Origin of the sequence: Gallibacterium anatis DSM 16844 = F 149, assembly GCF_000379785.1 — a bacterium.
GTDB classification, from domain to species: Bacteria; Pseudomonadota; Gammaproteobacteria; order Enterobacterales; family Pasteurellaceae; genus Gallibacterium; species Gallibacterium anatis.
Genome location: NZ_KB903667.1, coordinates 71046 through 84530 on the forward strand (window position 1 = coordinate 71046; position 13485 = coordinate 84530).

At 43.4% G+C, this 13485-nt stretch carries 13 protein-coding genes; 8 read left to right on the plus strand and 5 right to left on the minus strand.

Going from position 1 to position 13485, the window contains the following annotated elements:
* Positions 1–12: 12 nt before the first annotated feature.
* Positions 13–1215: a DNA-processing protein DprA gene (dprA, locus tag A3EO_RS0100310; protein ID WP_018345497.1), complete on the minus strand. Its 1203-nt coding sequence runs from the start codon at positions 1213–1215 to the stop codon at positions 13–15.
* Positions 1216–1415: 200 nt separating this feature from the next.
* Between dprA and def the strand changes: the two genes are divergently transcribed.
* A complete protein-coding gene (def, locus tag A3EO_RS0100315) occupies positions 1416–1931 on the plus strand; it encodes a peptide deformylase (RefSeq protein ID WP_018345499.1) in 516 nt (171 codons plus the stop codon).
* Positions 1932–1976: 45 nt separating this feature from the next.
* On the opposite strand, the gene narQ is transcribed toward def, so the two are convergent.
* Complete coding sequence (gene narQ, locus A3EO_RS0100320; protein WP_115241556.1) at positions 1977–3680, minus strand: nitrate/nitrite two-component system sensor histidine kinase NarQ; 1704 nt, start codon at positions 3678–3680, stop codon at positions 1977–1979.
* 225 nt (positions 3681–3905) lie between these two features.
* Between narQ and napF the strand changes: the two genes are divergently transcribed.
* From napF to A3EO_RS0100355, 7 genes are read left to right on the plus strand one after another with little or no spacing between them, the layout of a single operon-like run.
* Entirely contained in the window at positions 3906–4415 is a 510-nt protein-coding gene (gene napF / locus A3EO_RS0100325; protein ID WP_018345501.1) for a ferredoxin-type protein NapF, read from the plus strand.
* 3 nt (positions 4416–4418) lie between these two features.
* Positions 4419–4694, plus strand: a complete 276-nt coding sequence (locus A3EO_RS0100330; RefSeq protein ID WP_013746041.1) for a chaperone NapD — start codon at positions 4419–4421, stop codon at positions 4692–4694.
* A 21-nt stretch (positions 4695–4715) separates the two neighbouring features.
* The gene (gene napA, locus A3EO_RS0100335) at positions 4716–7193 is read left to right on the plus strand and encodes a nitrate reductase catalytic subunit NapA (protein ID WP_018345502.1); all 2478 of its coding nucleotides are present in this window, start codon (positions 4716–4718) and stop codon (positions 7191–7193) included.
* 27 nt (positions 7194–7220) lie between these two features.
* On the plus strand, positions 7221–7976 hold the full coding sequence (napG, locus tag A3EO_RS0100340; RefSeq protein WP_018345503.1) for a ferredoxin-type protein NapG: 756 nt from the start codon (positions 7221–7223) through the stop codon (positions 7974–7976).
* Positions 7976–8839: a quinol dehydrogenase ferredoxin subunit NapH gene (gene napH / locus A3EO_RS0100345; protein ID WP_018345504.1), complete on the plus strand. Its 864-nt coding sequence runs from the start codon at positions 7976–7978 to the stop codon at positions 8837–8839. Before napG ends, napH begins: the two co-directional genes overlap by 1 nt.
* Before the next feature lie 3 nt (positions 8840–8842).
* Complete coding sequence (locus tag A3EO_RS0100350; RefSeq protein WP_018345505.1) at positions 8843–9313, plus strand: nitrate reductase cytochrome c-type subunit; 471 nt, start codon at positions 8843–8845, stop codon at positions 9311–9313.
* A 10-nt stretch (positions 9314–9323) separates the two neighbouring features.
* A complete protein-coding gene (locus A3EO_RS0100355; RefSeq protein ID WP_013746046.1) occupies positions 9324–9941 on the plus strand; it encodes a cytochrome c3 family protein in 618 nt (205 codons plus the stop codon).
* A gap of 260 nt (positions 9942–10201) precedes the next feature.
* On the opposite strand, the gene argH is transcribed toward A3EO_RS0100355, so the two are convergent.
* The 3 genes from argH to argC form a co-directional block, all read right to left on the minus strand.
* Complete coding sequence (argH, locus tag A3EO_RS0100360) at positions 10202–11575, minus strand: argininosuccinate lyase (protein ID WP_018345506.1); 1374 nt, start codon at positions 11573–11575, stop codon at positions 10202–10204.
* A gap of 81 nt (positions 11576–11656) precedes the next feature.
* Positions 11657–12430, minus strand: a complete 774-nt coding sequence (argB, locus tag A3EO_RS0100365) for an acetylglutamate kinase (protein WP_018345507.1) — start codon at positions 12428–12430, stop codon at positions 11657–11659.
* 4 nt (positions 12431–12434) lie between these two features.
* The gene (gene argC / locus A3EO_RS0100370) at positions 12435–13442 is read right to left on the minus strand and encodes an N-acetyl-gamma-glutamyl-phosphate reductase (RefSeq protein ID WP_018345508.1); all 1008 of its coding nucleotides are present in this window, start codon (positions 13440–13442) and stop codon (positions 12435–12437) included.
* Positions 13443–13485 lie beyond the last annotated feature (43 nt).

Below are 13485 nucleotides of genomic sequence, written 5' to 3' on the forward strand. Positions count from 1 at the left end.
ATGCAAGCACAATCAGCCGATATTTTTAATATAACCGCCTTGAATTTGTTGCACTGCGCCGAGCATTTCCAGTTCCAACAGATCAGTCAGAATTTGATCGATAGGGCGATTTAATGCGGTCGAAAGTTCATCCGGTGAAATCGCGGTTGCACTGTTTAATTGTTGCATTAATGCTTGATGTTGTGGCGGAATATCAAGTTTGATTGCCGCTTTTTTGTTGATAGTCGGCGGCGTGTAAACGGTTTTTGCTTGCGGCGATATTGCGATCGTGTTCTGTGCAGTAGAGCGATTGCCGGTTGGCGTCGGTGTTTGCGCTGCTATTGCTGGTGTAAACGGCATTAATGATGAAATTTGCGGTGTTAGAATTTCCAACACATCCTGTGCATTTTCAATTAACCACGCCCCCTGTTTGATTAAGTGATGGCAACCTTGACTCAATGGATTGTCCAATGCACCTGGAACGGCGAACACTTCGCGATTTTGTTCCAATGCCAGACGTGCAGTAATTAATGAACCGCTTTTTTGCGAGGCTTCGATGACGATGGTGCCGAATGAGAGACCGCTGATAATTCGGTTTCGGCGTGGAAAATTTTCTGCAATAGGCGGTGTGTTGGGAAATAGTTCCGATACCAACGCACCATTGTTTTCCAGAATCTGTTGTGCCAATTTTTTGTGGCGAGTCGGATAAAATTGATCCAAGCCGCTGCCCAAAACAGCAACGGTTTTGCCGTGATTATCCAAAGCGGCACGATGACAAATGCCATCAATGCCTAAGGCTAAACCGCTGTTAATGGTGATGCCGCTATGTGCCAGTTCGCCGGCAATGGTTTGGGCGTAATGTTCGCCATAAGGTGAACAATAGCGACTGCCTACCATAGCGATTTGTGGCGAAGAGAGTACATCAATGTTACCTTTAACAAACAGCAGTGGCGGTGCGGAGCGAGTTTGTTTCAACAACAGCGGGTAACTGTGATCAAAATAGTGCAGAATATGGTTGTCTGCCTGTTGTTGCCAATTCAGAACGGTGTCAATAATCGCTTGCGGCGGTGAAAACCAAGCCTGAATTTGCGCAGCATTCCAACCGATTTGGCTGAGTGTTTGTCGATCGTAGCTGAGCAGCGTATCTAGTGAGATTTGTTCAAGCAGTTGTTGAATTTTGATAGCACCGAATTGCGGCAGCAGTGCTAAACGTAAAAGTGTGGTTACTGTTTGCATAGCGGAAAACGATTGAAAAAGTCGAAAACAGATTGAAAAAAAGGCACTTTACCCCATTAATAGCCGTTGTCAGTGTTGAGTTTGAAAAAGTGCGAAGCGGATCGCAGATTAAAAATAAATCTGCTTTTTGCGGTAGAATTGGGTGTGTTAATTATTGAAAAAATCAGTAAAATGCAAGGTTTTGAAAAAAGGAAGAGCGTATGGCGATATTAGATGTGTTATGTTTTCCCGATGAGCGTTTAAGAACGGTGGCAGCACCGGTGGAAAAGGTGGACGATGAAATTCGGGAATTTATCGATAATATGTTTGAAACAATGTATGAACAAGAAGGGATTGGTTTAGCGGCAACGCAGGTTAACCGTCATCAACGTATTATCACGATTGATGTTGAGGGTGATAAAAGTAATCAATTGGTTTTGATTAATCCGGAAATTGTCGAGAGTGACGGTGAAACCGGGATTGAAGAGGGCTGTTTATCAGTGCCGGGTTTCCGAGGCTTAGTGCCACGCAAAGAGAAAGTTACAGTTAAAGCGCTGGATCGCAACGGCGAACCGTTTACGCTTGAGGCTAGCGATTTGTTGGCAATTTGTATTCAACACGAAATCGATCACTTAAATGGTGTGATGTTTGTTGATTATTTGTCTCCGCTAAAACGAAATCGTATTAAAGACAAGCTAGTGAAATATAAAAAACAATTGGAACGTGCGCATAAATAACGATAAAAAATCTCGCCTAAGTGCGAGATTTTTTATGCTTCTGTTTTACTTCGCTAAGGTATCCGCCAATAAAATTTTGACTTCCGTACCACCGGTCGGGCGGCGTTGAATGGTTAAAGTCGCATTCAGTTGTGCGGTGCGTTCTTGCATAATATTTAAGCCGTAATGTCCCTCCGGCTCATCCAAAGAAGGAATACCGATACCATTATCGGCAACGATAATTTCATTTTCACCGTCTTGATTGGTATGTGCGATCACCTCAATTAAGGTCGCTTGAGAATGTTTAATCGCATTCAGTAACGCTTCGCGCACAACTTGTAAGGCGTGCACCAACTGTTGTGCCGTGAAAATTTGTGACGGCAATGAGCATTCCAGTGTAATTTGCGCATCGCTTTGATTGCGTAATGATTCAATCACCTGTTCCAACGCCAATTTGAGGTTGGCTTCCTGAATGGTTAAGCGGAAAGTGGAAAGCAGTTCGCGCAGCTGCACATAACCATCGTTAAGTGCTTGTTCAAAATCGGCGATAATTTTAAAACTCTTCTCTTTGGCTTGCGGATCGCTGCTTTTTAAGGCGTGTTTCAACAATGTCAGCTGAATTTGTAAAAATGCCAACACCTGCGCCAACGAATCGTGCAATTCTCTGGCGATAATTGAGCGTTCTTCCATTAATACCAACTGTTGTTGTTGACGTTGCGTTTGGATAAAGTAAATCGCGCGCCCCAGCATTTGTGCAACACTTTGCATTAGGCGTAAATCAGGGCAAGGTAAGCCTGCTTGCCAACGTAAACAGGAGAGAATTTTGCCGTTGACACTGATTTTTTGCTCTTGCCACGGATAATTCTCTTCCGCTTTGCCCGATGAGAGATCAAGATGTTCCGCACCGTAAACAATCAGTTCGATATAACGCAAATGTTCGCTGGCACGAATTTCGGCGATCACTTCGGTTAATTGATTGTAATCCAGATCGATGTGAGTAATTTTTTGTGAAGTATGAAACAACATTGAGAGTGTGCGATTTAATTGGCTTAGTTTTTTTGTTTTTTCGCTCACTTTTTCTTCTAAGAACCAGTAAAGTTTCTGTAACTCACTTGCCATTTTGGTGAAAGTTTCAGAAAGCGTGCCGAGTTCGTTCGGTTTGTCCACATCCAACGGAATATGTTTAAAATGTCCGGTTTGCACTTGTGTGCTTGCCTGCACCAATTTTTCGATTGGGTTCAGCACTTCACGCTTCATATACCACAGCATATAAGAACCGATCACCAAAATCGTGATGATGGAGAAGATACTAATCAGTATCGCCATAATAATTTTGCGTTCGGAGAAATGTTGCAATTCGGCGACAAAATCATCCACTTTGGCAACATATTGATCGACTTGGGCTTGATATTGATTAATTTGTTGTTGGCGCACAAAACTGCTCATCTGCTGCCAATTATTGACCACATTTTGATAAGCGGCTTTGACGTTAGCCGGCACAAAGTAGCTGTTTTGTAGATCATTTAAGGTTTTTTCCTGTAAAGTTTGCGTATATTGCTGCAAATTGTGCGCAACTGTATCTTGCTCGTGTTCCATTTGGTAAATCAGGCGATAAGCCTGCATACGCAGTGAACCGGCTAAATTGATCGCTTCCGCATCACTTTGGCTACTGATCAACAGTGCAAATACTAAGGAAATACAAAAACTTGCCAATAAAATAATGCCGATTAAATATTTCGCTACACGGGTTAAAACCGAATATTTCGCCACGTTTTTCTCCAAATTCTTAACAGTAAGGCAGGCATTTTACTCCAGCCGCAATATTGTGGCGATAACCTACCACGGTTTTTGTGAAAAAAGAGATGATCATTGTTTTGATTTATCTCAAGAAAAAAGCAAAAAAACAGAATATACCTCATAGCGGTTACTGACTTGTGGTAGTTTATTTCGATAATAATCATTGGTTAATTAATCGTTAGAAAGCTTGCGTCCATTATGCAAAATATAGATTTATCTCGGCGAAAATTCCTTAGCGGCAAGATTCGTGAAGCCACAACGGTAGTCAATAAAAAAACGATTTTACCGCCGTGGGCGGACAGCGAGATATTTTTTCAACAATGCACTCAATGCGGAGATTGCATTGCGCAGTGTGAAACGCAAGTGTTAATCAAGGATGAACGCGGTTTTCCGCAGGTTTCTTTTCAACAAGCGGAATGCACATTTTGTCAGAAATGTGTTGAAGCCTGTCAGCAACCGATATTTCGACCGACCACAACCGAAGCGTGGCAACATAAAATTTCAATAGCGGATAATTGTTTAACCAATAAACAGGTTGAGTGCCGTAGTTGTCAGGATAGTTGTGAGTGGCGAGCGATTTTTTTTAAACCGATGTTAGGAAAAGTTGCCCAGCCACAATTGGATTTGCAAAGTTGTAATGGTTGTGGTGCTTGTGTAGCGGCTTGTCCGGTGCAGGCAATTTCAATGTTAGTACAGAATCAAATATAGAAAATGACTGAAAATATTTCTATGGAAAATGCCCAAGAGTGGCACGTATGCGGTGTGGTGGTGCAAGGTCGTCCGGAAAAACTGGATCAGATTTCCGCCGCGTTGTTAGCAGTTCCGCATACTGAAATACACGGTTCCGATCCGAAGTTGGGAAAATTAGTGGTAGTAATGCAGTCACATAACCAACGGATTTTATTGGAAAATATGGAGAACGCGCGCAATATTGACGGCGTAATCAATGTTTCTTTGGTCTATCATCAACAGGACTTAGGCGAGTGATTTTTTAGTGGGGAGATGATGATGAATTTAAGTCGACGCGATTTTATGAAAGCCAATGCGGCAACAGCAGCCGCAGCGGCGATCGGTATGACAATTCCTATCAAAAATGTTGAAGCGGCAGATACTTCAATCAGATGGGAAAAAGGGGTATGTCGTTTCTGTGGTACCGGATGCGGCGTATTAGTGGGAACACAAAACGGGCGTGTTGTGGCATCACAAGGCGATCCGGATGCGGAAGTAAACCGTGGTTTAAACTGTATTAAAGGTTACTTCTTGCCGAAAATTATGTACGGAAAAGACCGTTTAACTCAACCAATGTTGAGAATGAAAGACGGTAAATATGCCAAAGATGGTGAATTCCAACCGGTCAGTTGGGATGTCGCTTTTAAAACAATGGCAGAGAAATTTAAAGCAGCGATGGCGAAAAATGGTAAAAACGCTGTCGGTTGTTTCACTTCCGGACAATCTACCATTTGGGAAGGTTACGCTTTAAATAAATTATTTAAAGCCGGTTTGCGCTCCAACAATGTTGACCCGAACGCACGTCACTGTATGGCTTCCGCAGCGGTTGCCTTTATGCGTACTTTCGGTATTGATGAACCTATGGGTTGTTATAACGATATCGAACAGGCGGATGTCATGGTGCTTTGGGGCTCAAATATGGCGGAAATGCACCCGATTTTGTGGTCACGTATTTCCGACCGTCGTTTATCCAATCCGGATTGCAAGATTGCTGTACTTTCTACTTTTGAACATCGTAGTTTTGAATTGGCGGATTATGGTTTGGTATTTACTCCGCAATCTGACTTGGCAATTTTGAACTATATCGCTAACTACATCATTCAAAATAATGCAGTCAATGAAGATTTTGTCAGCAAACACGCCGTTTTCAAGAAAGCAGCGACCGATATCGGTTATGGTTTGCGCCCAACTGATCCGCGTGAAAAAGAGGCGAAAAATCCGGGCAGCGACAAAATGGAAAACTTCACTTTTGAAGAATTCAAAGCATTTGTTTCCGAATATACATTAGAGAAAGCGCACGAACTCAGTGGTGTGGATAAAGGCTTATTGGAAGAATTGGCGAAAATTTATGCCGATCCGAATAAGAAAGTGGTCTCTTTCTGGACAATGGGCTTTAACCAACATACACGTGGCGTGTGGGTAAACCAAATGATGTACAACGTGCATCTGTTAACCGGCAAGATCTCTAAACCGGGTTGTGGGCCGTTCTCGTTAACCGGTCAGCCTTCTGCTTGTGGTACAGCGCGTGAAGTGGGGACTTTCGCTCACCGTTTGCCGGCGGATTTAGTGGTCACCAATCCTAAACATCGTGAACACACAGAACAACTTTGGAAGATTCCGGCTGGTGTTATTTCCGATAAAGTCGGTTATCACGCGGTGCTACAGGATCGTATGCTCAAAGATCGTAAGATGAATGTGCTTTGGGTAATGTGTAATAACAATATGCAGGCTGGGCCGAACATCAATCAGGAGCGTTTGCCTGGTTGGCGTGATCCGGAAAACTTTATTATTGTTTCCGACCCATATCCGACATTAAGTGCGATTTCTGCCGATTTGATGTTGCCAACCTCAATGTGGGTAGAAAAAGAGGGGGCTTACGGTAATGCGGAACGCCGTACTCAATTCTGGCATCAGATGGTGAAAGGACCGGGTGAATCTAAATCCGACTTGTGGCAATTAGTAGAATTTTCTAAATATTTCACCACTGATGAAATGTGGCCGGCAGAAATTTTAGAGAAAAATCCTGAGTTTAAAGGTAAAACACTTTATGAAGTGTTGTTTACCAACGGTCAAGTTAATAAATATCCGAACAGTGAAATCGGTGATCATCCGAATGATGAAGCGGAACATTTCGGTTATTACATCCAAAAAGGATTATTTGAAGAGTACGCCTCTTTCGGTCGTGGTCACGGTCACGATTTAGCACCGTTTGATATGTATCATAAAGCACGCGGTTTACGTTGGCCGGTGGTTGACGGTAAAGAAACATTATGGCGTTACCGTGAAGGCTATGATCCATATGTTAAAGCCGGTGAAGAAGTCAGCTTCTATGGTAAACCGGACAAACGTGCTGTCATTCTTGCTGCACCTTATGAGCCACCTGCAGAAGTGCCGGATCAAGAATACGATCTATGGTTATCAACCGGTCGTGTGCTTGAACATTGGCATACTGGTACTATGACTCGTCGTGTGCCGGAATTGCATCGTGCCTTCCCGACCAACGTGCTTTATATGCACCCGTTGGATGCTAAAGATCGCGGCTTACGTCACGGTGATAAGGCAGTGATTGCATCCCGTCGTGGACAGATGGAAACCATTATTGATACTCGTGGACGCAATAAACCGCCAAGAGGCTTAGTGTTTACTACGTTCTTCGATCAAGGACAATTAACAAACTTGTTGACATTAGATGCAACTGACCCACTTTCTAAAGAAACTGACTTCAAGAAATGTGCGGTTAAAGTCACTAAAATCTAAACAACATTAAGTTTAGTTGGAACGGTAATGAAAAAAGAGCGTGTAATTACTCCGGAACGGCGACGTTTCTTAAAAGATGCCACGAAAACAGTTGGCGGATTGGCAAGTTTAGGCATTTTGCTTGGCTTGCCGCAAAAACAGAGCTTAGCGAAAGATGGCGTAGCGTTGCGTCCGCCGTTTGCTTTGAGTGATGAGCAACAGTTTGCCGAAGCCTGTATTCGCTGTGGACAGTGCGTGCAGGCTTGCCCATACGATATGCTTTATTTAGCATCGTGGGTTTCTGATTTACAGGCAGGAACCCCCTATTTTATTGCGCGTAAAAAACCGTGCGAAATGTGCGAGGATATTCCTTGTGCGAAAGCTTGCCCGAGCGGTGCATTGGATGCGAATGCCGATGATATTAATCAGGCAAGAATGGGGTTGGCGGTGCTGCTTGATCACGAAACCTGCCTTAACTGGCAAGGTTTACGCTGTGATGTTTGTTATCGTGTCTGCCCGTTAATCGATAAAGCGATTACGCTGGAAATGCAACATAATGAACGCACCGGCAAACACGCCTATCTCATTCCGACAGTGCATTCCGATGCCTGTACCGGTTGTGGTAAATGTGAAGAGGCTTGTGTGTTGGAAGAAGCGGCGATCAAAGTGTTGCCGATGCAGTTGGCAAAAGGGGTTCTCGGACATCATTACCGTTTCGGTTGGCAAGAAAAAGATAAGGCAGGCCATTCGTTGTTTGAAGGCGAAACCATCAGTTTGCCGGTACGGCAGCCGGAGGTGAAATAATGGCGAACTCACCAAAAGAGGCAGGAAAAGAGGCTCGACAAAAATTGGGTTGGTGGCACGCCAATCGCTTTTTGTTATTACGTCGTTTAAGCCAATTCAGTATCTTGGCGATGTTTTTGAGCGGGCCGTTATTTAATGTTTGGATTTTAAAAGGCAATTACAGCGGCAGTCTGTTGCTGGATACCGTTCCTTTAACCGATCCGTTAATTACGTTGGAGAGTTTAGCCAGTGGTTTTCTACCGAGTTTGACGAGCTTAATCGGCGTTGTCATTGTGATTGCCTTTTATGCGATTGTCGGTAGTAAAGTGTTCTGTGGTTGGTGTTGCCCTTTGAATGTGGTCACCGACAGTGCGGCTTGGTTACGGCGCAAATTGGGCTGGCGACAAACATTAAAGCTTTCACGCAATTTGCGTTATTGGCTGTTAGCCTTAATTTTAATTGGCAGTGCAATCAGCGGCACATTATTGTGGGAGTGGCTGAACCCGGTGGCAGCGTTAGGACGCGGCTTAATCTTCGGTTTCGGTGCCGGTATCTGGTTGATTGTGGCTGTATTTGTGTTTGATTTATTAGTGGTGGAACACGGTTGGTGCGGGCATTTATGTCCGATTGGCGCAACTTATGGCGTGATTGGTGCCAAAGGCATTATCCGCGTAAAAGTGATCGATCGGCAGCGTTGCGATAACTGTATGGATTGTTATAACGTCTGTCCTGAACCACAAGTTTTACGTTCACCATTACACGGTAAAAAAGACGAAAGCCAACTTGTGCTTTCCAAAGATTGTATCAGTTGCGGACGTTGTCTTGACGTATGTGCTGAAAATGTTTTTAAGTTTTCGACAAGATTTAATCCTTCTCAGGAGTGAAAAATGGTAAAAAAAATCAAAGTATTCTCTGCCGCCGGTTTGTTGTTGGCGAGCTTATTCTCTGTATCGGTACTTGCTGCAGAAGAAAATCCCAATAATGTTCCTTTAGAAAAAGAGGGCATTCCGGTAGCTAACGCAGCGGAAAATGTTGCGCCGTCAGTGCATAATGTGCCGAAAGAACAGAATGCACCGGCATTAAATTATGTGAATCAGCCGCCGCTTATTCCACATAGCGTTACCGGTATGCAAGTGACTAAAAATGTGAACCAATGTTTAAATTGCCACAGTGCGGAAAATTCTCGTATTACCGGGGCAACTCGTATCAGCCCGACGCACTTTATGTCGCGTGACGGTGCGATTTCACCGAACGCATCGCCAAGACGTTATTTCTGTTTGCAGTGCCACGTGCCACAAACAGATGCTAAAGCGATTGTGCCTAATGAATTTAAACCGTTGCCGGGTTACGGACAATAAGAGGTAAACTATGACAACAGAAAAAAAACCGAATATTATCAAGCGTTTTTGGAAATGGTTTAGAAGCCCGAGCAAAATTGCAGTTGGTACGTTGTTAGTGGTGGCGTTTATTGCCGGTATCGTTTCTTGGGTCGGATTTAACTATTCACTTGAGCAGACCAACACTGAAGAGTTCTGTGCAAGCTGCCATACCAACGATGTCTATCCGGAATATTTGCATACCGCGCACTATCAAAACCGTAGCGGTGTCAGTGCAAGTTGTCCTGATTGCCACGTTCCGCACGAATTTATTCCGAAAATTGTGCGTAAAATTAAAGCAGCACGTGAGGTTTATGCCTATTATATGGGTTACACCGACACGCTGGAGAAATTCAATCAGCGTCGTGCGCATATGGCAGAACGTGAATGGGAGCGTATGAAAGCCAACAATTCACAGGAATGCCGTAACTGTCATAACTTTGACCGTATGGACTTCTCTCAACAAAAATCAGTGGCTGCCAGAATGCACGAATTGGCGATTAAAGAAAATCGTACCTGTATCGACTGCCACAAAGGTATTGCGCACCAACTTCCTGATATGAAAGGCTTGCCGCCGACATTCAGTAATGTGAAAGAAGAGAATAAATAAGCATTAGGTGCTTGGTGGAAAAAAGGAATGGTGTCGAAATTTCGACACCATTTTTTTCGCTTAACACAGAGAGAAATGAGTAATCGTATTAAGCAAAAAATTTTTTAAGTATGTGCAAATCGATGTGCGAAGTTTGCCACTTTTGTTGATAAAAAGGTAAACAATTTTGTCTATTAAAATGATAGATTTTGTAGGAAAGCACCGAAAGACAAAAGCCAAGTCAGTGATGACTTGGCTTTTGTTTAAGATAAATAAGCGCATTATTTAATTAACTGTTTCGCCTCTTCAATCGCTTCTGCAACACGTTGCGGTGATACGCCGCCTTTGGCGCAACGTTTATTTAAACAGGATTCCAAAGAGAGAATCGCATACACATCTTCGCTGATGACATCGCTGAAACGTCTAAATTCATCGACACGTAACTCTTCCAACGCTTTGGATTTGCTAATCGCATAAACCACTGCTTCACCGACAATATGATGAGAATCACGGAAAGGAACACCCTTCGCAACTAAATAATCGGCAAGTTCGGTGGCATTTGAGTAGCCTTTCAAGGCGGCGTTACGTGTTTTTTCTTGATGTACTTTGATGTCTTCAAGCACTAATGCCGCCATATCAAGGCAAGCGTGCCAAGTGTCAAGTGCATCAAAAATGCCCTCTTTATCTTCCTGCATATCTTTGTTGTAGGCGAGCGGTAAACCTTTGACCGTTACCAACATTCCGTTTAATGCGCCGATAACACGTCCGGCTTTACCACGAATTAATTCGCAAGCATCCGGATTTTTCTTTTGTGGCATTAATGAAGAACCGGAGGTGACGCGATCGGATAATTCAAGGAAATTGGCTTCACCGCTGTTAAAGATAATTAAATCTTCGGCATAACGGGAAAGATGCACCATACTTAACGAGGCGGTTGCCAACAGTTCAATGATGTGATCACGATCGGAAACGCTGTCTAAGCTGTTGCGAGTGGCACGTTGAAAACCGAGATCTTTCGCCAACTGCTCACGATCGACTGCATAAGCTGTTCCTGCCAAAGCACCCGAACCTAACGGGCAGGTGTCCAAACGGCGATAAGCATCGGCAAGGCGAGAAAAATCACGTTCCAACATTTCAAAATATGCCATACACCAGTGGGCAAAAGTGATTGGTTGAGCGCGTTGTAAATGCGTGTAGCCCGGCATTACCGTATTTTGGTTATTTTCCGCAGTAACAATAAGTTGGCTTTGTAAATGGCGAATAGATTGTTGCAAAGAGGTGATTTCCTGTTTGCACCATAATTTAATATCCAACGCCACCTGATCGTTACGACTACGACCGGTGTGCAATTTTTTACCGAGATCGCCCACTTTTTCAATCAGCTTACTTTCCACCCAACTATGAATATCTTCCGCATCATCCTGCAGAATCATTTCCGGGTTATTTGCCACCGCCTCTTTCAGTTCAATCAGTGCCGCTTCAACCTGTTTCTGTTCCGCTGCGCTGAAAACATTCACGCTGACCAGTGCTTTCGACCAGCCGATAGAACCTTCGATATCCTGTTGTGCCAACCGATAATCGAAACGTAATGAATCATTAAAATTTTTAAAACGTTGATCCGCCGCTTGTGTAAAACGACCGCCCCAAAGTGCCATAATTTATTCCTCAAAAAACGAAACCGCCAAAGCCGGCGGCATTCTTTATCATTAAGATCATTAAGTTTTTGTTGCACCGAATTAAGGTGCAATTCTTGTGCCAATACGTTGTCCGGAAAATAAATCTGCTAATTTTTCCGTTTTTTTCCAGTTTGCAATTTCAACGGCTTGATTTAATGCTTGTGCTGCGGTCAGAGCCGCTTTCACTTTGACAATCATACCATCTGTAATCACTTGTTCTGCAATTAATTTTTCGATTTGAGCCGTATTCAGTTCGGCAATCAGATTTTTTTGTTGATCAAGCACGCCGTCAACATCCGATAACATCACCAATTCCGCTTGTAGCAAGGTCGCAATCGCAGTGGCTGCCTGATCGGCATTAACATTCATTAGCCGACCATCATCATCAATTGCAATGGAGCTGATAATCGGCAGAAAATCCGCATTCAAAAGCGCATTCAATAATGCAACCTGTTTTGGCTGAACGGTGGCAACGTGCCCTAATTCCGCATCAAGCTGTGTTGCGGTGGTTAAATTGCCATCACCCAAACTTAACCCGACCACATTTAAACCGGCAGTTTTTGCCATTGCGACCAATTTTTTATTGGCAATTCCCGCCAATGCTCCGGTAATAATATCAATTTGATCCGCCGGCGTAACGCGTAAGCCCTGTTTTTTCTGTACCGGCAGATTTAAACGTTGCATCAGTTCGTCAACAATACAACCGCCACCGTGGACGATCACAATTTGTCGCTGTTGTGTGCGTTTAAATTGTGCCAAAGTTGAGATCAGATTTTGCATCGCTTGCGGTGTGTCCAACAAAGCACCGCCGACTTTAATCACTAATGGTTTCATTGTCTTAAATCAATCCTAATGTTGGTTCAAAGCCGAAACGGATATTAGCACATTGAACCGCTTGTGCCGCTGCACCTTTCAATAGATTATCTTCCGCGCCGACAATAATAATATGTTGATCTTTAATCGCAAAAGCGATATCGCAATAAGGTGTGAATTCCACCGCTTTAATGCTTGGAAAACCTTTGTCATAAAGACGCACTAACGGTTTATCGTGATAAGCCTGTTCAAATGCAAATTTCACTTGTTGTGTATCGACATTTGCTTTTAATTTTGCCGTAATTGTCGCCAAAATACCACGTTTAAAGTTGCCCAAATGTGGGGTGAAAATCACTTCTCTGCCTAAATGAGTGGCGATTTCCGGTTGATGACGATGGGTAAATACGCCGTAAGGATTGAGGCTGACTTCGCAAAAACTGGAGGTGAGGCTGGCTTTGCGACCGGCACCGCTGACACCGCTGACCGCATTGATGATGGGTAATTGTTGTTCATCTAACAAGTCATTTTCAATTAACGGTTTAAGGCAAAGTTGTGAAACGGTCGGATAACAACCGGCAACGGCAACCAAATCGGTCTGTTTAATCTGCTGTTCATTCCATTCCGCCAAACCGTAAACCGCCTTTTCCAATAATTGTGGATATTGGTGTTCAAAGCCGTAAAATTTTTGGTAGAACTCGGCATTATTCACGCGGTAAGCACCGGATAAATCGAACACTTTGCAATCACCGGCTAAAAAGATGGGTGCGAGGCGGTGGCTTACTTCGTGAGCAGTGGCAAGAAAAACACAATCTGCATATTTAGCCAATTCGGTTAAATCTTGCGGTAATGGTTGTAAAGGTAAATCAACAACGCTTTTTAGTTGTGGATAAATCTCGGAAATAGGTTTATCTTTATCCAGACTGTTTTCAGAAACATAGAGTCCACAAAGTTCAAATTGTGGATGTTTGGTAATAATGTTAGCGAGTTCGGCACCTGTATAACCGCTCGCTCCGATGATGAGTGTTTTAAGCATAATAAATAAAATAGTGATTAATTATGCTAATATTTTGCATAAT